Annotated in this window: 8 protein-coding genes (1 of these 8 running past the window's edge); 5 read left to right on the forward strand and 3 right to left on the reverse strand. The window is 65.8% G+C overall.

From position 1 onward, the window contains the following. Together ACFYOW_RS35680 and ACFYOW_RS35685 are read left to right on the forward strand one after the other, a co-directional pair. A protein-coding gene (locus ACFYOW_RS35680; protein ID WP_387294437.1) for a non-ribosomal peptide synthase/polyketide synthase crosses the window boundary here: on the forward strand, nucleotides 1-20,101 show its 3' portion. 5,102 nt of this gene lie to the left of the window's left edge; the window shows 20,101 of its 25,203 coding nt (coding positions 5,103-25,203); the start codon falls outside the window, past its left edge; it ends in the stop codon at nucleotides 20,099-20,101. A 26-nt stretch (nucleotides 20,102-20,127) separates the two neighbouring features. After that, on the forward strand, nucleotides 20,128-20,346 hold the full coding sequence (locus ACFYOW_RS35685) for an MbtH family protein (protein ID WP_040695737.1): 219 nt from the start codon (nucleotides 20,128-20,130) through the stop codon (nucleotides 20,344-20,346). Between the two features lie 57 nt (nucleotides 20,347-20,403). Here ACFYOW_RS35685 and ACFYOW_RS35690 read toward each other — a convergent pair whose 3' ends face one another. The 3 genes from ACFYOW_RS35690 to ACFYOW_RS35700 form a co-directional block, all read right to left on the reverse strand. Next, nucleotides 20,404-21,744, reverse strand: a complete 1,341-nt coding sequence (locus ACFYOW_RS35690) for a helix-turn-helix domain-containing protein (protein WP_387294438.1) — start codon at nucleotides 21,742-21,744, stop codon at nucleotides 20,404-20,406. Nucleotides 21,745-22,326: 582 nt separating this feature from the next. Further along, nucleotides 22,327-23,133, reverse strand: a complete 807-nt coding sequence (locus ACFYOW_RS35695; RefSeq protein WP_387294439.1) for a carboxymuconolactone decarboxylase family protein — start codon at nucleotides 23,131-23,133, stop codon at nucleotides 22,327-22,329. A 238-nt stretch (nucleotides 23,134-23,371) separates the two neighbouring features. Continuing rightward, entirely contained in the window at nucleotides 23,372-23,509 is a 138-nt protein-coding gene (locus ACFYOW_RS35700; protein WP_387294440.1) for a hypothetical protein, read from the reverse strand. Nucleotides 23,510-23,584: 75 nt separating this feature from the next. Between ACFYOW_RS35700 and ACFYOW_RS35705 the strand changes: the two genes are divergently transcribed. The 3 genes from ACFYOW_RS35705 to ACFYOW_RS35715 all read left to right on the forward strand — a co-directional run bounded on the left by ACFYOW_RS35705 (nucleotide 23,585) and on the right by ACFYOW_RS35715 (nucleotide 26,819). Then, the gene (locus tag ACFYOW_RS35705; protein WP_387294441.1) at nucleotides 23,585-23,935 is read left to right on the forward strand and encodes a serine hydrolase; all 351 of its coding nucleotides are present in this window, start codon (nucleotides 23,585-23,587) and stop codon (nucleotides 23,933-23,935) included. Nucleotides 23,936-24,153: 218 nt separating this feature from the next. Further along, on the forward strand, nucleotides 24,154-25,896 hold the full coding sequence (locus tag ACFYOW_RS35710) for an FAD-dependent oxidoreductase (RefSeq protein WP_387294442.1): 1,743 nt from the start codon (nucleotides 24,154-24,156) through the stop codon (nucleotides 25,894-25,896). A 29-nt stretch (nucleotides 25,897-25,925) separates the two neighbouring features. Beyond that, nucleotides 25,926-26,819 (forward strand): NAD-dependent epimerase/dehydratase family protein, encoded by an 894-nt coding sequence (locus tag ACFYOW_RS35715; RefSeq protein WP_387294443.1) that lies wholly within the window; start codon nucleotides 25,926-25,928, stop codon nucleotides 26,817-26,819. Nucleotides 26,820-26,971 lie beyond the last annotated feature (152 nt).

Raw genomic sequence — 26,971 nt, forward strand, 5'->3', positions numbered from 1 at the left:
GGTGCCGGTGCTGCGGCAACAGAGCTTCCGCGCGCCGACCAAAGCGGCACAGCGTCTGGTCGCCGCGGTATTCGCCGAGGTACTGCGGGCGGAACGAGTCGGCCTCGATGACGATTTCTTCGCGCTCGGCGGCAGTTCGCTGGATGCCACCCAGGTCACCGCGCGAGCGGGGGAGGCCATCGGCGCGCGCATTCCGGTGCGCGCCCTTTTCGACGCCCCGACGGTCGAGGGATTCGCGGCCGCTGTCGACGAGCTCAGCAGGGCGGGTGCGTCCGCGCGTCCGCTGGTGCGCCGCGAGCGTCCGGCCCGCATCCCGCTCTCGCCCGCCCAGCAGCGGCTGTGGTTTCTCAACCGGATCGAAACCCAGGACGGCGCCGCAAGCGTGTACAACCTCCCGGTCGTGCTCCGGCTCACCGGCAGGCTCGATGTCACCGCGCTGGAGCGTGCGGTGCTCGATGTGCTGTCCAGGCACGAATCGCTGCGCACCATCTACCCGGACAGCGATTCCGGTCCGTACCAGTCGATTCTGGCACCGGCCGACATCGGCCTGACCCTCAATCCGGTACCGGTCGAACGTGCCGATCTGACGGCGGCCATTACCGCGATCACGACGGCCGGATTCGACGTGAGCACCGAACTGCCTTCGCGCGTAGCGTTATTGAGCGTTGACCGGGTGGATGATCGGCGCGGTATTTCCGGTGACGAGTATGTGCTGGTCTTCGTCGTTCACCATATCGCGGCCGACGCACTGTCGATGACACCGCTGATTACCGATCTGGTGCACGCCTACCTGGCCAGATTAGGTACTGCATCGCGCAGCGATTCCGTGAGGGGTGGTGGTCGGGCGACGGGTGGGCCCACTCGGAAGCCGGATTGGCGCGAGCTGCCGGTGCAGTACGCGGATTACAGCCTCTGGCACCGCGAACTGCTCGGTTCCGAGGACCGACCGGGCGATCCGGCATACCAGCAGTTGCGATTCTGGCGCGCCGCTCTCGACGGCATGCCGACCCAAATCGCGCTGCCGACCGACCGGCCCCGCCCCGCGCTGCCCTCGAATCGCGGTGCCGCAGTAAATTTCGAGATAGATCCCGAGTTGGCCGCCGCGCTACGCGTACTTGCACATCGCAGCGGTGCGACGCTGTTCATGGTGGTGCACGCGGCCTTCGCCGCGACGATTGCCAGATTGAGCGGCACCGATGACGTGGTGATCGGCTCGCCCGTGAGCGGTCGCGGGGAGCGCCAACTCGACGCGCTCATCGGCATGTTCGTGAATACCTTGGTACTGCGGACTCAGGTCGATGCGGCAGTGCCCTTCACCGAACTCCTTGCGGGCGTGCGTGATTCCGACCTTGCCGCCTTCGCCAATGCCGATCTGCCGTTCGAGCGGCTGGTCGATGCCATGGCCGTGGACCGGAGAACCGGCGCGCACCCGCTGTTCCAGGTGCTGTTCAGCTTCGGCACGGCACCGCGCATCGTCGCGGGTAGTCGGGCGCTCGAGGTGCCGTGGCTCACCGTGCAGCCGCTCGAATCACCGGAGACCACAGCGAAATTCGACCTGCACCTGGTGGTGAACGAACGCACCGGTGATCACGGGCTCAGCGGCAGTCTGCGCTATGCCACCGACCTGTTCGATGCGGCGACCGTCGCTGCGTTCGTCAGTCGCTTTCGGCGGGTGCTCGCGGCTGTGGCGGATGCGCCGCAGACCCGGATCGGTGAGATCGAGCTGTTGGCTGCCGACGAGCGGTTGATATTGGACCGCTGGAACGACACGACGCACGTTGTCGACGAAACCCAGACGCTCGCTTCATTATTTGCCGAGCAGGTGCTGCGCACTCCAGGGGCACCTGCGCTCACCTTCAAAGGGACAACCCTGTCCTATGCCGAGTTGGCCGGACGGGTGAACCGGCTGGCGCGCTGGCTCATCGAGCAGGGCGTTGGTCCGGATTCGCTTGTCGCACTCGGCATGCGGCGCTCGATCGATCTGGTGGTCGGCATGTATGCCATCACCGTGGCGGGCGGCGGCTATGTACCGCTGGATCCGGACCATCCGGCCGAACGCACCGGCCACATCCTCGATACCGCCGCGCCGCTCTGCGTGCTGACCTCGGGCATGGATCTGGAGATCGCTGCCACGCAGGTCCGTATCGATCGACTCGATCTTTCCAAGTATTCGGCCGCGCCGGTGACCGATGTGGATCGGCGTGCGCCGCTGCGGGCCGCCAATACTGCCTACGTCATCTTCACCTCGGGCTCCACGGGTCGGCCCAAGGGTGTTGCGATGACCCACCGTGGCATCGTGAACCGCCTGCTGTGGATGCAATCGGCGCATGTCGCGCTCGATGGCACCGATGCGCTGCTGCAGAAGACGCCGGTGACCTTCGATGTTTCGGTGCCGGAGTTCTTCTGGCCGCTGCAGGTCGGCGCCCGGCTGGTTTTGGCTCGTCCTGATGGTCATCAGGATCCGGTGTATCTGGCGGATCTGATTCGGCGCGAGTCGATTACGGTCGCGCATTTCGTACCGTCCATGCTCGCTGTCTTCGTCGCGGACGATATCGATGTGCCCACACTGCGGCACGTGCTCTGCTCGGGCGAGGCGCTGCCAGCCACCATTGCGCAGCGGGCACGCGCGGTTACCGGCGCGCGGGTGCACAACATGTACGGGCCCACCGAGACGGCGGTCGAGGTCAGCGCATACGAGGTGACCGCTGCCGATAGCGGTCAGCTGCCGATGGGCGGGCCGATCTGGAATACCCGTGCGTATGTGCTCGATGCGCGGTTGCGTCGGGTGCCTGTCGGTGTGCCGGGTGAGCTGTATCTGGCCGGTGCGCAGTTGGCGCGTGGCTATCTCGGTCGGGCCGATCTGACCGGCGAGCGGTTCGTGGCCGATCCGTTCGGTCCGGCCGGTGCGCGGATGTATCGCACCGGCGATCTGGTCGTCTGGTGGGCGGCCGATCAGCGGGGTGTGCTGGAATTCCTCGGTCGCACCGACTTCCAGGTGAAGGTCCGCGGCCTGCGGATCGAACTCGGTGAGATCGAGTCGGCATTGCTGTCGGTTGCCGCAATCGCACAGGCAGTCGTCGTGGTTCGCGGCGACCACGGCGACCAACTGGTCGCCTACCTGGTGGCGGACGGTGAACTCGATACCGACAGCGTTCGAGCCGAAGTCGCGCGGTGTCTGCCCGCCTACATGGTCCCGTCCGCCTTTGTCGTCTTGGACGAATTCCCGATCACAACCTCCGGGAAGTTGGATCGAAAAGCATTGCCCGCACCGGCTTTCGTCGCTGCCGAGTTCCGTGCGCCCGGCGATCTCGCGGAAACCCTTGTCGCCGGGACATTCACCGCGCTGCTCGGCGTCGACCTGGTCGGTGCGGATGACGATTTCTTCGCCCTCGGCGGCAATTCGCTCATCGCCACGCAACTCGCGGCCCGGCTGACCAAGGCGACCGGCGCGGATGTACCCGTTCGCACCATCTTCGACGCCTCGACAGTGCGCGAGCTGGCGCGTCGGATCACGGTCGAGCAGGAGGCCGCGCCGCCGGCCGTGCCGCCGTTGACGGTTCAGAATCGAAATGAGCCGATTCCGCTGTCGATCGCCCAGCAGCGCATGTGGTTCCTGAACCGATTCGACTCCGCGAGTGGCGGATACAACATCCCGTTCGCGCTGCGGCTGACCGGTGTGCTGAATGTGCCCGCACTGGAACGTGCGATTGCCGATGTCATCGCCAAGCACGAGACACTGCGCACCATCTATCCCGAACACGATGGCGCCGCAACGCAGGTGGTGCTGCCCGCCGGGACCAAGTTGGTGGAACTCCTCGCTCGTGCGGTGTCGACATCCGAGTTACCCGAACTCGTCGCCACCGCGGCCCAGACCGGATTCGATGTCACTACCGAAGTTCCATTGCGCGTCCGGCTACTCCGAATCGACGACGGTGACGGCAGGTCCCGCCAACAGGTGTACGTACTGCTGTTCGTCGTGCACCACATCGCCGCCGACGGCTGGTCTTTCGCGCCGCTGACCAGGGATCTGGCCACCGCCTATGTGGCTCGCTGTGCGGATGTCGCACCGTCGTGGAGTCCGCTCGCCCTGCAGTACGCGGACTTCGCGATCTGGCAGCGCGATGCTCTGGGCCGGGCCGATGACAAGGGTTCGCTGCTGGCCCATCAGCTGCGGTACTGGACCGGTCGACTCGCGGGCGTTCCCGAGGTATCGACGCTGCCCACGGACCGGCCGCGCCCTGTGGTCGCCTCGAACCGCGGCGGTGCCATCACCGGCCGTCTCGATCGGGTATTGCACCAGGGCATCCAGGATGTGGCGGCCGCCCATCGGGTCACCCCGTTCATGGTGCTGCACGCCGCGCTCGCGGTACTACTGAGCCGCCTGAGCGCTGCCGACGACATCGTCATCGGTACGCCGGTCGCCGGACGCGGTGACCAAGCCCTGGACGAGCTCGTCGGCATGTTCGTCAATACGTTGGTGCTGCGTACCGAGGTGCGCGCCGACGCAACGCTCGGTGAGCTCTTGGCGACCGTCCGCACAGCGGATCTGGCGGCCTTCGATCACGCCGTCGTGCCCTTCGAACAGCTCGTCGATGTGGTGAATCCCGTTCGCTCGCAGGCACATGCGCCGCTTTATCAGGTGGCGATGACATTGCAGAACCAGTCCAAGCCGGACTTCCGGCTGCACCGTTTGAATATTGCCGCGCTCGATATCGGACCCGCACCGATCCAGCTGGATCTGGACTGGACGCTGACCGACCGTTACGACGCCGACGACGCACCCGACGGCATTGATGTGCATCTGCATTACGCGCTGGACCTCTTCGACAAGGCAACCGTCGACGGGTTCCTGGCGGGTTTCGAGCGGGTGGTACGCGCCATGGTGCGTGACGCGCGAACCCTCGTCGGCAATGTCGAGCTGATGTCGGTGGCCGAACGCGGACTGCTGCTTTCGGATCGCAATGCCACCGCGCGGGCACTGCCTTCCGAAACCCTCGACGATCTGCTGACGGCCCGCGTGGCCGCGACACCCGATGCCGTCGCGGTGATCTTCGAGGACACCTCGGTGACCTACGCGGAACTCGAAGCCCAGGTGAATCGCCTTGCGCACTGGCTCATTTCGGCAGGTGTGGGTCCGGAGACGATCGTCGGACTCGCCGCGCTGCGATCTGTCGACATGCTCGTGGCCATATTCGCGATCGTGCGTGCGGGCGGTGCCTACCTGCCATTGGATCCGGCCCATCCGGCCGAACGGATCGCGCAGGTGATCGACAGTGCCGCACCGGCTCTGGTGTTGGCCGTCGGCGGCGCGGAGCTGCCCGACCTCGGTGACATCCGCGTCGTCGATATCACCGACCTCAGCAGTTCGGACGCCGCGCCGAGCGTCAGAGCGCCACTGCGCCGCGACAATACGGCGTACGTGCTGTTCACGTCCGGATCGACCGGCCGACCGAAGGGCGTCGCGGTCACCCACCGCGCCATCATGAACCAGCTGCGCTGGCTCGAATTCCGCTACGACGTCACCGCCGCCGACCGCATTCTGCAGCGTGCCCCGCTCACCTTCGATGTCTCGGTGTGGGAGTGTTTCCTGCCGATCGCGGTCGGTGCACCGCTGGTGATCGCCCGTCCGAGCGGCCATCTCGACCTGGCGTATTTCGCCGGACTGTTACGCGAACACGGCATCACCATCGCCGAGTATGTGCCATCGGTACTCGCGGCGCTCATCAGTGAGGGCATGGGCGATGCGCTGCGCTCCTTTCGACATCTGCACTGCGGCGGTGAGGCGCTCACCCCGGACCTGCTCGCGGCGATTCGCGAACATGTCGGCGGCGCGGTGCACAACGCGTACGGCCCGACCGAGGCGGCGATCTCGGCGATCTATCGCGAATTCACCGACGACGATTCCGGCCATGATGTCGCCATCGGGCGTCCGTGCTGGAACACCCGCGCCTACGTGCTGGACGCACGGTTGCGCCCGGTCCCGGTCGGTGTCACGGGCGAGCTGTATCTCGCCGGCGACCAACTGGCCCGCGGCTACCACGGACGCGCCGGGCTGACCGCCGAGCGCTTCGTGGCCGATCCGTTCGGTGTGCCCGGGCGGTTGATGTACCGCACCGGCGATCTGGTGCGCTGGAACCGCGGCGGCGATCTGATCTACTTGGGCCGCAATGATTTCCAGATCAAGTTGCGCGGTCAGCGGATCGAACTCGGGGAAATAGAGTCGGCGCTGGCCGGGGTGGCGGGCGTGACGAATGCCGCGGTGGTATCGACGCGCGACACCTCTGGCTACGACTGCCTGGTCGGCTACATCAGTGGGACGGAACTGTCCTCGGATGCGGTACTCGCGCAGGTGCGTGCGCATCTGCCCGCATACATGGTGCCCGCGCACCTGGTTGTGCTCGACGAGATGCCGCTCACCACCGTCGGCAAACTCGACCGCGCGGCGCTGCCTGCGGTCGAAGTCGCCGGTACCGCAACGGAATTCCGCGCACCGCGGGAAGGCACCGAATCGGTACTCGCCGCGCTGATAGCCGACCTGATCGGTGCCGTGCGGATCGGCGCGGATGACGATTTCTTCGCGCGCGGTGGCAATTCACTATTGGCCATGCGCCTCGTGGCTCGAGCGAACGCGGCGTTCGGTAGCGCGCTGACCGTGCGCGAGATCTTCGAAGCACCGACCGTGGCCGAATTGGCTCTGCGGGTGACGCGCGCCGATGTCGCGCGGCCCGCGCTCGTGGCACGGCATCGTCCGGAGCGTATTCCGTTGTCGCTGGTCCAAACTCGGATGTGGCTGCTGAATCGGATCGATCCCGAATCCGCCGTCTACAACATCCCGATCACCATCCGCCTGACCGGTGCGTTGGACGAAACAGCACTGCGTACCGCACTGGGCGATGTTGTCGCCCGGCACGAGTCCCTGCGTACCGTGTTTCCCGCCGACAGCATCGGTCCCGCGCAGCTGGTGACTGAATCGACCTTGGAGCTGCAGCGGGTCGATATCGCCGAATCCGACCTAACCGCGGCGGTTGTCGGCGTCGCCGGGATCGGGTTCGAGCTGCGCACCCGGATACCCGTGCGCGCCAAGCTGTTCCGGGTCGCGTCCGACGATCATGTGCTCGTCGTGGTGGTGCACCACATCGCCGCCGACGGTGTTTCAACGGCCCCGCTGGCGCGGGATCTGATGGTGGCATACAGCGCTCGCACCGAAGGTGTGGCACCGCAGTGGCAGCCGCTGCCGGTCCAGTACGCGGACTTCACACTGTGGCAGCACGACGTGCTCGGCTCGGCGGACGATCCGGACTCCGTACTGGCGCGCCAGATCGCGCATTGGCGCACCGAACTCGATGGACTCGCTCCGGTGCTGGAATTGCCGGCCGATCGGCCGCGCCCCGCCGTGGCATCCGGTCGCGGTGCAGCGGTCGAGTTCGCCATTACCTCGGAACTGACGGCGGCGATCGCGGATCTGGCGCGCAAACACGGGGTGTCGTCGTTCATGGTGGTGCACGCCGCTTATGCGGCATTGCTGGCCCGACTGGCCCGCGTGGACGATATCGCCATCGGCACCCCGGTCGCGGGCCGCGCCGAGGCGGCGCTGGATGATCTGGTCGGCATGTTCGTCAACACGCTGGTGTTGCGCACCGAGGTCGTGGCCGGGGCAACCTTCGCCGAACTGCTCGCCCGGGTGCGTGCCACCGATGTCCGAGCATTCGCACATGCCGATCTGCCGTTCGAGCGACTGGTCGACGAGCTGAATCCGATGCGTTCGCAGGCGCATTCGCCGATCGTGCAGACATTGCTCACCTTCGAGCATCGTGACGATACGGTGTTGCGCCTACCCGGGCTCGAGGTCGCCGCGTATCCCATCGACAATCAGGTCGCCCAGTTCGACCTCGCGCTCGAACTCGCGGAGGGCGACGGTACCGCGCTGCGTGCCGTCATGCGCTACGCGACGGATCTGTTCGACCGGGCGACGGTCGAATCGTTCGCGGCCCGCTTCATGCGCTTACTCGAGGCTGTGGTGGCCGATTCCGCCGTACGCGTCGGCGATATCGAGCTGCTGGACCGTAACGAGCTGTCTCTGCTCAATCTTTGGAACGACACTTCGTTCGCGATAAACCGGTCACAGACTCTGGTTTCGCTGTTCGAGGAACAGGTACTGCGGACACCCGAGGCGACCGCGGTAACGTTCGAGGGGCGCAGTGTGTCCTACGCCGAGTTCGCGGGCCGGGTCCATCGGCTGGCGCGATGGCTGGTCGGGCATGGCGTAGGCCCGGATTCGGTTGTCGCGCTCGGCATACGGCGCTCGCTCGACTTGGTGATCGGCATGTATGCGGTCACTGTCGCCGGTGGCGCGTATCTGCCGCTCGATCCCGACCATCCGGCCGACCGGATCGCATATGTGCTCGAGACAGCGCGCCCGGTGTGGGTGCTGACCACTGGTAGTGATCTGGAAGCTGTGACGGCACGCCAGGTTCGGATCGATCGTCTGGAGCTGACGAGATATTCACCCGCGCCGCTGACCGCAAAGGATCGTCTCGGCGTGCTGTTGCCAGACCACCCCGCGTATGTCATCTTCACCTCTGGTTCGACCGGCCGTCCCAAGGGCGTCGCGGTGTCGCATGCCGCGATTGTCAACCGCTTGGTGTGGATGCAGTCCGAGTATGGGCTCCACGTCGATGACGCGGTATTACAGAAGACCCCAGCGACTTTCGATGTCTCGGTCTGGGAGTTCTTCTGGCCGTTGCAGATCGGAGCGCGGTTGGTGCTCGCGCGGCCGGACGGTCACCGGGATCCGGCCTATCTGGCGCGGTTGATCGGCAATGAAGGAATCTCCGTCGCGCATTTCGTGCCTTCGATGCTCGCGGTATTCCTGGCGGAACCCGGTGTGCGCGAATGTCTGACGCTGAGAGCGCTATTCGCCTCAGGTGAGGCGCTGCCCGCATCGACCGCACAGCAAGCCCGTGAGCTGATCGGTGCCCGCGTGCACAATCTGTACGGGCCGACCGAGGCCGCGGTCGATGTCACCTTCCACGAGGTGACCGATGCCGATGCGGAGTCGGTGCCGATCGGCAAGCCGGTGTTCAATACCCGATTGCTGGTGCTGGATGCTCGGATGCGGCTGGTGCCGGTGGGTGTGCCCGGTGAGCTGTACCTCGCGGGTGAGCAATTGGCGCTCGGCTATATACGTCGGCCGCAGTTGACCGCTGAACGTTTCGTCGCGAATCCCCTCGGCGTGGGTGAGCGGATGTATCGCACCGGTGACCTGGCCCGGTGGACTGCGAACGGCGAGCTGGAGTACCTGGGCCGCACCGACTTCCAGGTGAAGCTGCGCGGGTTGCGCATCGAACTCGGCGATATCGAATCCGCGCTCACCGCACTGGATGTCATCGAGCAGGCCGTCGTCGTGGTGCGTAGCGACGAGCGACTAGGCGATCAGTTGGTCGCCTACCTGGTGGCCGACCCCGCGGTCGATACCGACGACGTGCGCACCGAACTGGACGCCGCACTGCCCGCCTATATGGTGCCGTCTGCCTTCGTCGTGCTCGATGCTCTCCCGCTCAATACCTCCGGCAAGCTCGATCGCGCCGCGCTGCCGGCTCCCGTATACGAGACTGCCACCTACCGAGCTCCCTCGACCGAGACCGAACTGGCCGTTGCCGAGATCATGGGCGAACTGCTCGGCATCGAGCGAATCGGCGCCGACGACAACTTCTTCACACTCGGCGGCAATTCACTGATCGCCACTCAGCTGGCGGCCCGGCTCGGTGCCGCGCTGGATGCCGAAGTCCCCGTGCGGATGGTGTTCGAGGCACCGACCGTTGCCGGAATAGCCACTCGCGCCGCACTGCTCACCGGCACCGGCGGTCGTCCGGAGCTCACCGCGCGCCAACGCCCCGACTTGATTCCGCTTTCCCCCGCACAGCAGCGGATGTGGTTCCTCAACCGCTTCGATCCCGGCGAGACAGTGAACAATATTCCGGTCGCGATCCGGCTCACCGGAGATCTCGACTCCGATGCGCTCGCCGCCGCGCTGGCCGATGTCGTCGCCCGGCATGAAACCCTGCGCACCGTATATCCGGATGTCGATGGCACCGGCTACCAACGGATTCTGGACGCGACGCCCGAAATCCTCGAGCTGGATTCGTCGGCACTGGTGGAACTGGTTGCCACACCTTTCGACGTCACTACCGAAATACCGCTGCGCATCGGCCTGGCCACCCTGTCGGAACGCGAGCACCTACTCGCCCTCGTGGTGCATCACATTGCGGCGGACGGCTTCTCGATGGCTCCGCTGGCGCGCGATATCGCCACCGCATACGCGGCACGGGCCACCGGTACCGCACCGGCGTGGACAGGACTGCGTGTGCAGTATGCGGATTACGCCCTCTGGCAACGCGAGATCCTCGGAGCCGAGGACGATCCGGAATCGGTGGCCGCACAGCAACTGCGCTACTGGAGCCGCGTACTCGGCGGGTTACCCGCTCAGCTCGATCTGCCCTCGGATCGGCCGCGTCCCGCCATTGCCGGTCACGTCGCCGCGAGCACCACCATCGGGCTCGATGCCGACATCCGCGACGGCATAACCGTCATCGCCGCCCGATACGACGTCAGCCCGTTCATGGTCGTCCATGCCGCGCTGGCCAGCTTGCTCGCGCGACTGTCCGGCATGGATGACATCGCCATCGGCGCACCGATCGCGGGCCGCGGCGCCGCCGCCCTCGATGACCTCGTCGGCATGTTCGTCAACACACTGGTGCTGCGCACCGAGGTGGCGGGCTCGGACTCCTTCGCCGCCGTATTGCGTCGGGTCCGCGACGCTGACCTGGATGCCTTCGCCAATGCCGATGTGCCGTTCGAGCGGCTGGTCGAGGTGTTGGATCCGCCGCGCTCCGAGGCACGGCATCCGCTGTTCCAGGTCGCGCTGTTCTTCCAGAATCTCACTCCCGTATCGGTGGAGCTGGCCGGTGTGACCGTCGACGAATATGAGATCGATTACGAGACAACACGATTCGATTTGCAAGTGACCGTCGCCGACGACGCGCTGCGCTTCACCTACGCCACCGACCTCTTCGACGAGTCGACCATCGCGATCTTCGGCGCACGCTTGACCCGGCTGCTCGGCGCGGTCATCGGCGACCCGGAACAGGTGGTCGGCGATATCGATCTGTTCGAGACCGGTGAGCTGGAACGGGTGGTGACCGCATGGAACGATTCCGCGCACACCGCATTCGTCGCGGAAATGCTGCTCGACGAATTCGAGCAGCAGGCCGCCGCGACACCGGACGAGATCGCCTTGGTCTTCGACGGAACCACCATGACCTACGGCGAACTGGACCGCACGACCAACCAGCTGGCTCGACATCTGATCGCGACCGGTGTCGGGCCGGAGTCATTGGTGGCATTGGCGATTCGGCGTTCGATCGATCTCGTGGTCGCCATGTACGCGGTGCTCAAGGCGGGCGGCGCCTATGTACCGATCGACCCCGACCATCCTGCCCAGCGCATCGCCCACATCATCGACACCGCCGCACCTATTGCACTGCTCACCACCGAAAGTGATCGTCAGGACTTCGGATATGCCGGGGCGACAGTGTGTGTCGATACCGTCGCGCTGGTCGACTATGCCGACGACCCGATCGCGGTGAACGAGCGAACCGCGCCGATTCACCCGCAGAACCCGGCCTATGTGATCTTCACCTCCGGTTCGACCGGTAAACCCAAGGGCGTCAGCGTCTCCCACGCCGCGATCGTCAACCAGATGACGTGGATGCAGTCCGAATACCAGCTGATCGCCGAAGACGTGTACCTGCAAAAGACGGCGACCACCTTCGATGTCTCACTCTGGGGTTACTTCCTGCCGCTTCGCATCGGCGCAACGCTGGTGCTTGCCACCCCGGACGGTCACCGCGATCCCGGCTACCTCGCCGAAGCGATCGCCGAATACGGCGTGACCGTCACCGATTTCGTGCCATCGATGTTGAGCGAGTTCGCGAGACATGTCGGAACCGCCGCCGACCTCGACACATTGCGCACGGCATTCGTCATCGGTGAAGCACTGCCCGCCGAGACCGTCCGTGCCTTCGGCGCGGTGAGTTCCGCGCGCCTGCACAACCTGTACGGCCCGACCGAGGCCGCGGTGAGCATCACCTACCGCGACGTCACCGGTGAAATCGAACGCACCGTCATGCCGATCGGCAATCCGGAATGGAACAGTCGCGTGTACGTGCTGGATTCCCGGCTACGACCGACGTTGCCAGGGGTCGCGGGGGAGTTGTATCTCGCAGGCACCCAACTTGCCCGCGGCTATCACGGCAGGCCCGATCTGACGGCGGACCGCTTCGTAGCGAACCCGTTCGGACCTGCGGGCGAACGCATGTACCGCACCGGCGACTTGGTCCGCTGGGACACCAGTGGCGGCACCCCTGAACTCGTGTACCTGGGCCGCGCCGACTTCCAAGTGAAGTTCCGTGGCCAGCGCATCGAGCTCGGGGAGATCGAGGCGGTACTCGCGGCGGTGCCCGGTGTTTCGCAGGCCGCGGCCGGTGTGGTCGGCGACCGACTCGTCGGCTATGTGGTGAGTGATGCACAAGATGTGCGCGCGGCAGTTCTGGCGGCCGCGGTGGATGCCTTGCCGTCCTACATGGTCCCATCGGCGATTGTCGTACTGGCTGCCTTCCCGCTCAACGCCTCCGGCAAATTGGATCGAAAGGCATTGCCGGCGCCGGTATTCGACAGCGTCGCCTACCGTGCCCCGGTCACCCCGGCCGAACGGTTGGTGGCCGAGGCATTCGAGGCGGTACTCGCGCGGTCGCGGATCGGTGCCGACGATAACTTCTTCGACCTCGGTGGCAACTCACTCATCGCCACCCGAGTCCTGGCAAGGCTCGGCGAGCGGCTCGGTCGGGTGCCCGTGCGGTTGCTGTTCGAGGCGCCCACCGTGCACGCCTTCGCGGCGCGCCTGGCCGCGCACGCACATGACCGGGTCGTACCACTGATCGCCGGGCCACGCCCCGAGCGCATTCCGCTCGCGCCGGTACAGCGCGGCATGTGGTTCCTCAACCGGCTCGACCCGGACTCGGCCGCCCACAATATCCCGGTCGCGGTGCGCATCGCAGGCGAGTTGGACGAGGCGGCGCTGAGTGCCGCGTTCACGGATGTGATCGCCCGTCACGAGGCGCTGCGCACGGTATATCCGGCCGATGCGAACGGCATCGGCCACCAGGTGATCCTGCCCGCCGAACCGGCCCCGGTATCCCTCGTGGTCGAGACCCCCGGCTCGGTGGACGAGCGAATCGCCGATTTCCTGGGCACCGGCTTCGATATCACCACCGAGGTGCCGGTGCGCGCGATACTGCTGCGGGAGCACGCGACCAGCCATGTGCTCGTCGCCGTGCTGCACCACATCGCGGCGGACGGCTATTCGATGGGTCCGCTGCTGCGAGACCTGTTGTCGGCCTATCTGTCCCGAGTGGTCGGCGCGACCCCGGTCTGGCCGGAGCTCTCCGCACAGTACGCCGATTACGCACTCTGGCAGACGGCCGAGCTGGATTCGGTTGCCGCCGAACAACTCACCTACTGGACCGAAGCGCTGCGGGACCTGCCGGAAGAACTGGCACTGCCCACCGATCGGCCACGCCCGGCTGTCGCTTCCAAGCGTGGCGGCACGGTGCGCGCCCGCATCGGCGGTGGTGTCGGCGCCCGCATCAATGAACTTGCCGCGCGGCACAACGCGACACCGTTCATGGTGGTGCACGCCGCACTTGCCGTATTGCTGGCCCGGCTGTCGGGCTCAGGCGATATCACCATCGGCACCCCGGTCGCGGGCCGCGGCGCGGCGGCGCTGGACGACCTGGTCGGCATGTTCGTGAACACCCTGGTGCTGCGCACATATCCGGACCCGGCCCGTTCGTTCACCGATCTGCTCGACGAGACCAGAACAAACGATCTGGCCGCGTTCGCCCATGCGACCGTGCCGTTCGAGCGCGTCGTCGATGAACTCGGCAGCGAGCGGTCACAGTCCAAGCATCCGTTGTTCACCGTGGCGCTGAGCTATCTGAATACCGGCACGGAGGAATTCACGCTGCCGGGCCTGGAGCTGGCGGCTGTCGAATTCGATGCACCGGTGGCGCGCTTCGATCTCCAGTTCACCGTTGCGGCAGAACTCGACAGCAACGGTCACCTGGCGGTCGAACTCGACTACGCGACCGATCTTTTCGATGAAACAACCGCCACCGGACTGCTTCGCCGGTTCGGCCGTGTAATCGGCGCACTCACCGCGAATCCATCCGCGCCGATCGGCGCCATCGATGTGCTCACTCCGGCCGAACGTAGCGAACTCCTCGGCAGGCGCGGCGATGAACTGGTGCCGCCGCATACTCTCGCCGAGCTGATGGCCGACGCCGTGGCAATGGATCCCGATGCGCTCGCGCTGCTTTCGGACGACGGTGAGCTGACCTACCGCGGACTGGACGAGCACTCGTCCCGCCTGGCCAGAATGCTGATCGGGCACGGCATCGGTGCCGAGGACTTCGTCGCCGTGGCCATCCCGCGTTCCGCGCAATCCGTGCTCGCGGTCTGGGCGGTGGCCAAGACCGGTGCGGCCTTCGTCCCGGTCGACCCGACGTATCCGGCAGATCGCATCGCATACATGCTGTCGGATTCCGGTGCCGCCGTGGGCCTTACGCTCACCGCATGCCGCCCGGCACTGCCCGGTGCCGCCGAATGGCTGGTGCTCGACGCACCGGCCACGGCCGCCCGCATGCGGCATTCGAGCGCGGCACCCCTTGCTCCCGATGAGCTGATCCGTCCGGTGCGCGTGGCCAATCCCGCGTGGATGATCTACACCTCGGGTTCGACCGGCACCCCGAAGGGCGTAATCGCCACCCACGGCGGCCTTGCGGGAGTGGCGCGCGCACAGCGGGATCGCTACCAGGTCACCGCGACATCCCACGTCCTGCACGTGGCATCGCCCAGTTTCGACGCCTCCATGCTCGAACTCTTGCTGGCCCTGCCCGCAGGCGCCGCACTGGTGATCGCTCCGGCCGGTGTCTACGGCGGTGCGGAATTGACCGCGCTCATCCGGGAGCAACGGGTGACCCACGCCTTCATCACCCCGGCCGTGCTGCAAACGCTGGACCCCGACGAACTCCCCGAACTCACCCACCTGACCGTCGGCGGTGAGTCGTACGGCCCCGATGTGGTGCGACGCTGGGGAACCGGGCGTGCGTTCCACAACACCTACGGTCCGACCGAGACCACGATCATCACCAATATCAGCGCACCGCTGCGGCCCGGCGAATTCGATCTCGGCACCACCATTCACGGCATGTCCGCGGTGGTGCTCGATACGCGATTGCAACCCGTCCCGGATGGGGTGACCGGCGAACTGTACTTGCGCGGGCCGGGTCTGGCTCGCGGATATCACGTGCGTCCGGGACTTACGGCGGATCGTTTTGTCGCCGATCCCTACGGCCCGGCGGGCGGGCGGCTGTACCGGACCGGTGATCTGGTGCGCTGGACCGCATCCGGCGCTGTCCAGTACGTCGGACGTGCCGACCATCAGGTGAAGGTGCGCGGTCTGCGCATCGAACTCGGTGAGATCGACGCGGTGCTCTCGGCCCACGAGAGCGTCGAATTCGCGGTGACGATCGGGCACACCGACGCCGCAGGTTCGGTTTCGCTGGTCGCGTATGTGGTAGCTGACCGAGCGATCGACACTGCCGAGCTCAACGCGTTCGCCGCGCGTTCCCTGGCCGCCTATATGGTGCCCGCCGCCATCATGGTTCTCGACGAGATCCCGCTGACCCCGGTCGGCAAGCTGGACCGCAAGGCACTGCCCGCACCCGAGTTCCGTACCGCGACCTTCCGCGCACCGGAGACGGCCGCCGAGCGGATCGTGGCGGAGGTCTTCGCCGAGGTGCTCGGCCTGGCAGCTGTCGGGCTCGACGACGACTTCTTCGCGGTCGGCGGGAACTCCCTGACCGCAACACAATTGGCCGCACGACTGGGCGCTCGATCGGGCACCTCGGTCGGCGTGCGACTTGTCTTCGAGAACGCGACCGTATCGGCCTTGGCCGCCGCTCTCGACACCACTGCGCCGCGTGCACGTCCGGCGCTGACCCGGCGCACCGGCACCGATCCGGTCCCGCTTTCGCTGGCACAGCAGCGCATGTGGTTCCTCAACCGTCTCGACCGCCAGTCCACCGCCTACAACATCCCACTGGCAGTGCGACTCACCGGCGATCTCGATGTCACCGCACTCAATGCGGCCATCACTGACGTGGTCGAACGCCATGAAGTGCTGCGCACCGTATACCCGCAGCACGAAAGCGGCCCGGTACAGGTTGTTCTGCCGATGGCCGACGCGGGAGCGCCGGTGCTGGCCCCGATTCCGGTGCTCGTCGACGATCTGACATCCGCGGTCGCGAATTTCGTCGGTGGCGGATTCGATGTCACCGACTCGGTTCCATTGCGCGCCAGGCTGTTCCGTCCAGAGACAGGCTCGACAGCTCTCGGTGAGCACGTGCTGGTCGTGGTCGTACACCACATCGCCGCGGACGGCTCGTCATTGGTACCGCTGGCACGTGACGTGATGACCGCCTATGCCGCACGTAAGCACGGCATTCCGCCGGAGTGGACCCCGCTGCCGGTGCAATACGCGGATTTCAGCCGCTGGCAACGGGACCTGCTCGGCAGCGAGGCCGATCCGGATTCGCTGATCTCCCAGCAACTCGGGTTCTGGACCGAAACCCTCACCGGACTGCCCGCACAACTCACCCTCCCCTCCGACCGCCCCCGACCCGCCATCGTCTCCACCCGCGGTCGGCATGTCGATTTCACCATCGACGCCGACATGCAGGCGCGATTGGCGGATTTGGGCCGGAACACCGGGGCGACACTGTTCATGGTCCTGCACGCCGCCTTCGCGGTACTGCTGGCCCGCCTGTCCGGCAGCGCCGATATCGCCGTCGGTACTCCCGTCGCGGGCCGTGGTGCGGCCGAACTCGACGATGTGGTCGGCATGTTCGTCAATACACTCGTGCTCCGCACCGAGGTGGACGCGGCTACCGGCTTCACCGAACTCCTGGATCGGGTGCGCACCGCGGATGTCGCCGCCTTCTCCAACGCCGACGTACCATTCGAGCGGCTGGTGGAGGTGCTGAATCCGGAGCGCTCGACCGCACGGCATCCGCTGTTCCAGGTCGGCTTCTCCTTCCACAACCAGGCCGCGGCAGAATTCGCACTGGACGGATCGACCGCTACCACAGTCGATTTCGACTCCGAGATATCGCAATTCGACCTGCACCTGGTCGTCACCGACCGCTACGGCCCGGATGGAAATGCGGCAGGCATGGCCGCATCGATCACCTATGCCGCCGTACTGTTCGACGAAGCCACGGTCGCCGGTTTCGCCGGACGACTGCAACGCCTGCTGGCCGCCGTCTGCGCCGAACCGCAGCTGCCGGTCGGAGATCTGGCGCTACTGGACACCGCCGAACGCGACCGGATACTGGTGTCCTGGAATCGGACCGAACACGAATTCACTCCCACCACCCTCATCGCGGCCTTCGAGGCGCAGGTCGCCGAGACGCCTGATGCGGTGGCGATTGTCGATGACGCAGTAACGGTCACCTACGGTCAGTTCGCATCGCGGGTGAACCGACTCGCCCGCGCGCTCATCGGTCGTGGCATCGGCCCGGAATCGCTGGTGGCCCTGGCCATTCCGCGCAGTGTCGACCTGCTGGTCGCAATGTACGCGGTGGTGACCGCGGGCGGCGCGTATGTCCCGCTCGATCCGGCCCACCCGCTCGACCGGACCGCGAGCGTACTCGCCGCCGCCAACCCGGCACTGGTGCTGACCTCGGACGAGCGGCCGATGCTGCCCGAGTCGGTGGCGGATCACTATGTGGTGCTGGATATCTCGGTTGCCGCCGGTGTCCTCGACAGCAGTCCGATTCGTGCTGAGGAGCGGCGGTCCACGCTGACTCCCGTACACCCCGCCTATGTCATCTTCACCTCGGGATCGACCGGAACCCCGAAGGGCGTCGTCGTCCCGCATGCTGCGGTCGCACACCAATTGTCCTGGCTGCAAACGGAATACGCCCTCGAAGCCAACGACGCCACGCTGCTGATGACCTCGGCCGCCTTCGATCTCTCGGTCTGGGAGTACTGGTGGGCACTGCGCACCGGTGCCCGAGTTGTACTGGCATCACCAGGCGCACAACGTGATCCGGTGAGCGTGCTGGATCTGATCCGACGCGCCTCGGTCACCACGGTGACGCTGGTGCCATCGCTGCTGGCCATGCTGGCCGAGGTCAGCGGCGACCAGCGACTGCCGAGATCGCTGCGACGACTGCTCGTCATCGGCGAGGCACTGCCCGCCGCGACAATCGATCGGATCGGCGCACTCACCGCCGCCAGGATCGATAACCTGTACGGCCCCACCGAGGCAGCGGTCTCGGTTACCCGCTTCCGCGCCGGCAGCGGTATCCGCCAGACGGTCGTCCCCATCGGCACACCGGAATCCGGAAACCAGGTCTACGTACTCGACGACCGGCTGCATCCGGTGCCGACGGGTGTAACCGGTGAGCTGTACCTGGGCGGCGCGCAGCTGGCCCGCGGCTATTACGGCAGGCCCGACCTGAGTGCGGAACGGTTCGTGGCCAACCCATTCGGCGCACCGGGCACCCGGTTGTATCGAACCGGCGATATGGTCCGCTGGGGTACGGACGGCAACCTCGAATATGTGGAGCGCCGCGACTTCCAGGTGAAGGTCCGCGGCTATCGCATCGAACTCGCCGAAATCGAGCACGCGCTGCGCTCACGTCCGGGGGTCGCCGAGACCGTCGTCATCGCCCATCGTGGCGACCTGCTGGTCGGGTATTTCACCGCCACCGAGCCGCTCGATCCGAATGCGCTGCGATCCGCACTGACCGAAACCCTGCCGAGCTACATGGTTCCGACCGTGCTGATCCAACTGAATGCCCTGCCGCTCAACGCCAATGGCAAAGTCGACCGGAGCGCACTGCCCGAGCCCGAGTTGCGCACCAGAGAATTCCGGGCTCCGGAGACGGAGTTGGAGCTGCTGGTCTGCACCGTCTTCGCTGGGGCGCTGGAGGTCGAGCGAATCGGCATGGAGGACAACTTCTTCGAACGCGGTGGTAATTCACTATTGGCCACCCGACTGGCCACCCAGCTGAGTACCGCACTCGCCGAACAGATCCCGGTGGTATGGCTGTTCGCAGCGCCGACACCCGCGGACCTGATCACACAACTGGAACTGCACCGCTCCGGCCGCGGCCGCGTCGACGCGCACGCGCCCTTCGATGTCCTACTGCCGTTGCGCCCCGAAGGTTCTCGCGAACCGCTGTTCTGCATCCACCCGGTCGGCGGCGTCGCCTGGTCGTTCGCGGGTCTGGCCGCATATATCGATGCGGAGCGCGGCATCTACGGCATCCAGTCGCCGGTGCTGAATTCGGCAGCCCCGCTACCGGATTCCATCGAGGACTGGGCCGGTCACTACGTCCGTGAAATCCGTGCCGTACAGCCCGAGGGCCCTTACCACCTGCTCGGCTGGTCGCTCGGCGGTGTACTCGCGCACGCCGTCGCGAACCAATTACAGGACCAAGGCCAACATGTCGCATTGCTGGCAATGATGGACAGCCCGCTGCACATCACGGTGGACGAGACGGCGTCGGTACCCATGGCCGATCTGCTCGGCGGACTACTCGGGGCACAGGCCGACGATACCGATGCCGAACTAGATCGCACCCGGCTCGCCCGGCGCATCGCCGAACTTCCGGAGCCGTTCGCATCCTTCGGAATCGACCGGCTCGGCCGACTCCTCGACGCGGGCACGCACTCACTGGAGCTCATCACCCGTTACCGCCCACGGCCCTATAAGGGCAATCTCGTCTACTTCACCGCCGCACTCGACGACCCCACCGGGGCCACTGGCGCGGCCGGCTGGTCCGACGCCGTCGACGGCACCGTGCACAACCACGCCGTCCAGGCCACGCACTGGCGCATGACCTCCGCATCCGCCCTTGCCCGCATCGGCCACGTCCTGACCAATGTCTTGGCGCACGCCGACCGGGCCTGAACTCTCCCACCAGGAAGGCCGGCCAGATGACCAACCCGTTCGATGACGATGACGCCCAGTTCTACGTCCTGACCAACGCCGAGGGCCAGCACTCCCTGTGGCCGATCTTCGCCGCCGTCCCCGGCGGCTGGACCATCGCCTACGGCGCAGCCGCGCGTCGCTCCTGCCTGAAGTACGTCGAATCCCATTGGCTGGATATGCGTCCCAATTCACTCATTACCGCGATGCAGCCCGAGGCCAACTGAATAGGTAGGGCGCGCCGGCTCGTACATCCCCCCTGCCGGCTGGTGCGCCCTACCCCCTCAAGCCCGGGTGCGTGGAGTATCGACGATCATCCGAGCCTGCTCGCGCCAATCGGCGACCGCGCGACCCTGGAAACCCGACAGCGCGGTATCGAATTGTTTCGCGCGCTTGGTGACGGTGAGGCCGACGTAGGTGTGGCCATTGGTGATCGCGCGGGTCGCCACCGCGCAGGCCTCGTCCACCTCGCCCGAGGCCAGCAACGCGGTGGCGTGTTCGAACCGCACCAGTGCGGGTTCCATCGTTTCGCTCGGGTCGTAGAGCCCGATAGCTCGCTCGGATGCCAGGGCGGTCTGCTCGGTGCGGCCCAATCGGGAGTAGCCGATGGCCTGATAGAAGGCGAGCTTCTCCGGGCGGAAGGAAAAGATGCCGATCGAGAGTTGTTCCGCAGGAATATTTTCCAGCGCCTGCTCGGACCTCGCGATGCAGCGGGCGAAGCCGTCGGAATTACCGAGGCTGGCGTGCGCGCGGGCTGCCATTCCCCACAACCAGGCCGCCGCCGGACCGTTGCCCGGATTTTCTTCGAGGCGAGGGCTGAGCAGGTTCAAAACTTCCTTCGGGTTATCGCTATAGGTTGGTAAATACGACAATCCAGCCAGTGCGATGTCCTCGGAATAGCGATCGCCGATGTCCTGTGCGGCGTGAATTGCGGTGGTGTACCACAATCGGGCCTGGCCGAAATGTCCCTCGTTGAACAGAATTTCGCCGACTACATTCGCCAGGCGCCCGGCTGTACGGACGAGTCGGATTTGATGATGGGTCGCCTGCCGCTCCGCGAGACAGCCGCGGACCGCGCGGAATTGGTCGAGCGTGGCCTGCAGCAACTCGTGCGGCGGCACCTGCACGACGCGGGCGCCCAGGGCCTCGACGGATTGCTCGAGCAGGCCGAGCCGCCGTTCGCTCATCGAGCCCGCGTCCAGGGTGGCGAGCATCTTCTCCGGTTCGCTCGCGACCATGTCGGCCGCCTGACCGGCCAGGCCCGCACCGATGCAGGCCAACAGCAATCGCCTTCTCACGTCGTCATCCTCGACTTCCTTGTCGAGCCCGATGTCCCTACCGAGCTGTATCCGATCGAGCGCCGCGCTCGTGTCTTCGGCATCGCGGACCGCCGTCGGTCCCGCGATCGCGCGCTCGAATCGCGCGACGACGACCGTATCGGCCTCCGAGAGCACTCGATCGAGCAAACGCCTGCTTGCGGCATGCATCCGGGTTGTCCGGCCGTTCTCCCACAAGATCACGGTGCGCGGGGTGACGCCCACCAGGCGTGCGAACTCATAGCGACTTCGCTTCATCGCCACGCGAAGAGCGAGTACGTCTTCGCCGGTCCAGTCGACCTCAACCATAGGTCCCGCTCCCTCGTACCAGGCTGATTCAATCGGAAATTACTCGCATTTATCGCATTCGGCTCTGTTATCCACCGAATCGCAACGTGCACGCTGAAGTGGTACCCGGCACCGGGTTGTACCCCAAACCCTTTCGGGGGTGCCGGCTCTCCGGAACCCGACGCACGGTCCCGACGCTGTTCCGATCCACAGCGTCGACGGCGGGTTCCGGTGGCGCTGCCGGTGCCGGGTGCACTTATCTCTTCGGCGGAGGTGAACAATGGACGTTTTGCATTCGGATATCCGGGAATTGTGGCTGGTACAGAGCCGCGATTGCAATCAAGAGCCGGTGGGTCTCAGTGATGACCGGGCTCGTTTCATCCTCTCCGTTCATGCTGGACACGGCGCCCGCTGCCGCCAATATCTGGCCGCCTCCGCGCACTGCTTCCGACGCACTGCTGAGAGATAGCCCGCGGCCCTGATGGGGGTTCCGGTGCGGCGCTCATCCGCAGACAGCGCCGCACCGGGATGGGTCGAAAGGCCATGGGGGCAAACGTTATTGCCGAGGCGTATCGACGGGCGCTACCTGCCAGCCGAGGCGCGTCAGTCGCCCGAGCGCTCCGCGAAAACCGCTCGTGCCACTGTGATTCCGTTGAGTGCGGCCGGAAATCCGGCGTAACCCGCCATCTGCGTGATGATTTCGACGACCTCGCTCTGAGTGCCGCCGACATTCAGCAGGCCGTGGATGTGCACGCCCAGTTGCGGCGCCACCGTGCCGAGCGCGGTGCACATGGCGACGGTGACCATCTCACGGGTCTTCAGATCCAGTCCGGTACGCGAGTAGATATCGCCGAAGCTGTACTCGATGATGTAGCGCCCTAGATCCGGGGCGATATCGCGCAGCGAGGCGATGACCTGTTCGCCTGCGTGCCCGTCGATCTCGGCGAGCTTGGCGCTTCCGCGCTCGAACCGGTCACCCGTCGGTGCGGGTGCCGGTTCGGCCGGTGCGGGGAGATCGGTACGGGCGTCGAACACTTCGCGCGCCGCGCCCAGTCCGTTCAGCGCGGCAGGGAACCCCGCATACACGCTGACATGGATCAGCGTCTCTACGATTTCCTCCCGCGTGCATCCCACATTCAGCGCCCCGTCGATGTGGAATCGCAACTGCGGCGCGGCATTTCCCATCGCAGCCAGCGCCGACACCGTCGCCAGCTGCCGCTGCCGCAACGTCAACCCCGGCCGCGAGAGAATGTCGCCATACCCGAATTCGACGGTCAGCCGCCCCAGGTCCGGTGCGATATCCGCGAGACTGTCCAGCACCGCGGGCCGCTCCTGCCCGCCGACCTGCCGAAGCAGCTCCAGTCCGCGCTCGAAACGATCATTGCTGGTAGAGGCCTGTGTGTTGGTCATGCCCCGAACTCTAGAAGCTGGAGTGTGCTCCAACGCAAGCATTGAATCGTAGCGGCTGTCCGGAGCCTCGAGCCATCCGTCTTCCCCGACCTCACACAGCGACCGTCCGCGAGTTCACACAGCGGGCGGCTGTCCGACGGGGCGAGTTCGAGCTCGAACCACGTGTCTTGGTGGAAGGCAACGAGCAGCGCACTGACAGACGGGCAGATTTCGTTTCGCGGAAGTCGAGTCATATGAGTCACGGCTCCAACGGGTCTGGGTGATCGGCTGCGCTGAGGAGGGCGGCCCAGTAGTCATCGCGCAGGATGTCCCACAGGTCCTCGTGCCGGGGAAGTGGCTCGCGGGCGTCGGCCAAGTCCGGGTTCGCGTCGAACATGATCGTGCCGGGTTGGGCTCCGGGAAGCAGTGTGCGCGACGGGAGTCGGTAGGCGGTGAATGATCGACCGGGGAGTTGCAGGCGCAGGGTGCGGGCGGAATGGTCTCCACCGGCGACGATCTGAATCGCTTCTATCAAGCACTGCTGGCCGGACAGGTCGTCCCGGCCGCCGAACTGCGGGAGATGCGGACCGGTGTGCCGATGGGGCAGGCGGATATGAACTACGGACTCGGCATCGGCTCCACTCACCTGCCCTGTGGCGCAGAGTATGTCGGGCACACCGGCGGCATATACGGATTCCTCACGGTCTCCGGCGCGACACCGGAGGGTCGGGCGGTGACCTGCGCCTACACCAAGTCGCCGAAAGCCAGGCCCGATCTGTCGACCATACTCTCGCACGCTCTCTGTCCGCAGGAGAATCGTTAGAAACATCGTCGCGGCGCGGCGACGGCTGTGAGTGGGTGACCTTGGAATGATCATCCATGATTTCGTTCAGCGATACATCACTGAAACCGCCTCCTGGCGAAAGAATAGTCAGTAACATCTTGCGACATCGCAGGCGCCTGTGCGCGGCTCACATGGACGTGGCAGGCCGGATGGTCGGGAGATTCAGCATGCGGACCAAGCAGTCGCGACGAACATTCATGAGGAACGCCGCCGTGGCCGGCGGTGTCGCCGCCGCCATGACATTGGCGCCCACCGGCGGTCGGGCCAGCGCCCAGCCGGGCCGGTCCGTGGCGGTCTTCGGCGCGGGTCCGGCGGGTCTGACCGCCGCGCACGAACTTGCCGAACGCGGTTTCGCGGTCACGGTGTACGAGAAGCTCGGTGCTTTCGGTGGCAAGACCCGCAGCATCTATGCCGACGACCTACCCGGCGAACACGGATTCCGCAGCTTCTTCGGCTTTTATCACAATCTACCCGATACGCTGCGTCGAATCCCCTTCCCCGGCAATGCGAACGGTGTGTGGGACAACCTCGTCCGACTCAATGCGGCCATGATCGCGGGCATGGACCGGCGCAATCTCACCGTCCCCCTGCCGTTCCCGCTGCCGTTCTCGCAATTCCCGATGACTCCCAAGGGATTCATCGACTCGGTCGCATCGGTCTTCGAATCGCTGTTCCGGCTGCCGCTGCACGAAGCGGTCTTCGCCGCGGAACGCTTGGCCGTCTACGTCTCGAGCAGCACCGAGCGCAAGTTGGGGCAGTGGGAGCGGATGACCTGGACCGATTTCGCGCGCCTGGACAACTCGTCCCCGGAATACAACCGTTTCCTCGGCGACGGCTTCATCCGCGAGCTCGTCGCCACCAAATCCCGTAACTGCAGCGCACATTCGATCGGACTGGTCGGTGAGGAGTACGTGTGGTCGGTGTTGAACCTGAACAACGACAGCGACGGCAAGGGCAACGACCGCGTGCTCAACGGCCCGACCAGCGAGGCGTGGATCAATCCGTGGATCGACTATCTGCGCTCGATCGGCGTGACTTTCGAACTCGGCCAGCGCCTTTCGGGTTTCGACAGCGATGGCGCGCATCTCACCTCGGCCACCGTGACCGACCAGGGCGGCGCGCGTCGTCGGGTGGAGGCCGACTATTACCTCTCCGCAATCCCGCTCGACAAGTTCCCCGACGTACTCACCGACGATATGGCGGCGGCCGATCCGAATCTCGAGCGGATCCGGAACCTGCAGGCCGCCTGGATGGTCGGCATCCAGTTCTTCCTGCGTAAACGTGTCGATCTGGCCAACGGGCACGTCGGCTACAACGATGCGCCCTGGGGCTTGACCTCGATCAGCGAGGCCCAGTTCTGGCGACGTCCAGTGACCACCTACGGCGACGGCAGTGCCCAGGATGTGTTGTCCGCCATCATTTCCGAATGGGAGGAGCCGGGCACCTTCAACCGCAAGACCGCCAAGCAGTGCACCCCCGAGGAGATCGCCCGCGAAACTTGGGCGCAGATCAAGGCGCACGTCAATGACGACGGCGAAATCCAGCTCGCCGACGAAATGCTGCACTCCTGGATGATCGACCCGGCCCTCACCGACGCCGGTACACCCGAAATCGCCTACGACGATGCCATTTTCATCCAGAACCCGGGCTCCTGGTCCGACCGCCCCGACGCCGCTACCGCGATCGATAACCTCTTCCTCGCAGGCGACTGGATCAAGACCGGCATGAATGTCGCCTGTATGGAGGGCGCGAACGAAGGCGGCCGCCTCGCCGCCAATGCCATCCTGCACGCCTCCGGCTCGCCGGCCGGACTCGCCACCGTCACCCCGCGCTTCACCATGCCCCTCTGGGAACCGCTCAAACTCGTCGACCGCGAACTCTACCGAGCAGGCCAACCCAACATGTTCGACATCATCGACCGTCGCTACCCGATCCGGTAGCCGACCAGGGCCTTCCATAGGCTCGCGCCATGCGCGTACTTGTCACGGGAGCGGCGGGTTACCTCGGCACAGCTGTCGTTTCGGCCTTGCTGGCGGCCGGGCACGATGCTGTCGCCATGGCGCATGCGGAGCGACCAGACATCTTGCATGCCACCGATATTCGCGATGCCGACCTATTCGACCCCGTCGCGCTTCGACGTGCGGTCGACGGCGTAGATGCGGTGTGTCATCTGGCCGGGCTTACCCGGGTGCGGGAGTCGATGACCGACCCCCTCCGGTACTTCGGGGTCAACACCGTCGGGACCATCGCCCTGCTCGATGCCATGGCGACCGCCGAGGTGCCCCGGTTCGTATTCGCCTCGACCGGTGCGATCTACGGCGACGTGGGCGGTCGGCCGATTGCCGAGGATCTGCCCGATAACCCGCCGCACCCCTACGCGAGCAGCAAGCTGGCGGCTGAAACGGCCGTCGAAGCCCACGATGCCGCCGCTGTCGTTCTTCGGCTGTTGAATGTGGCGGGCGGCCGCGATCCGGATCCCGCTCGGCTCATTCCGAGGGTGCTCACCGCTGCGGCGCGGAATGAGTCGTTGGAGGTCAACGGCGACGGGACGACGGTCCGTGATTATGTGCACGTGGCCGATGCCGCGAACGCGTTCGTGGCCGGGCTCGAACACCTGCCACCGCCGGGCGTGACCGAGAGGTACGTCATCGGCAGCGGCCGGGGCACGAGCGTCCGCCAGGTGGTTGCCGCTGTGGAAAAGGTGTCGGGACGACGCGTGGCGCTCATCCATCGCCCGGCGGCGCCGGAGCCGAGTTCGCTGGTCGCTGATCCGGCCAAGGCGGTTGACCAATTGCGTTGGGTGCCGAAGCATTCTGACATCGAAGCAATAGCCGACCAGATGTGGCACGCCTACTCGGGGTAGCGCTCGGATCGGGTTCTTCTACTCGTGGATGCGGCAGTGTGGATCGGCCATCGGTCCGTCGCTGTCGCCGTGGTGTGCTGGATTGCCGCAGAAGTCCGCGTTACTCGTCATCGAACGCTCCTGTGTCGAACCGGCCCGAGGTAGGTCAGCGA

Source organism: Nocardia sp. NPDC006982 (assembly GCF_042869435.1).
Lineage (GTDB): Bacteria > Actinomycetota > Actinomycetes > Mycobacteriales > Mycobacteriaceae > Nocardia.

Coding starts and splice junctions, on each gene's coding strand:
- ACFYOW_RS35685 (WP_040695737.1), top strand. CDS start 20,128: ATGACCAACCCGTTCGATGACGATGACGCCCAGTTCTACGTCCTGACC.
- ACFYOW_RS35690 (WP_387294438.1), bottom strand. CDS start 21,744: ATGGTTGAGGTCGACTGGACCGGCGAAGACGTACTCGCTCTTCGCGTG.
- ACFYOW_RS35695 (WP_387294439.1), bottom strand. CDS start 23,133: ATGACCAACACACAGGCCTCTACCAGCAATGATCGTTTCGAGCGCGGA.
- ACFYOW_RS35700 (WP_387294440.1), bottom strand. CDS start 23,509: ATGTTCGACGCGAACCCGGACTTGGCCGACGCCCGCGAGCCACTTCCC.
- ACFYOW_RS35710 (WP_387294442.1), top strand. CDS start 24,154: ATGAGGAACGCCGCCGTGGCCGGCGGTGTCGCCGCCGCCATGACATTG.
- ACFYOW_RS35715 (WP_387294443.1), top strand. CDS start 25,926: ATGCGCGTACTTGTCACGGGAGCGGCGGGTTACCTCGGCACAGCTGTC.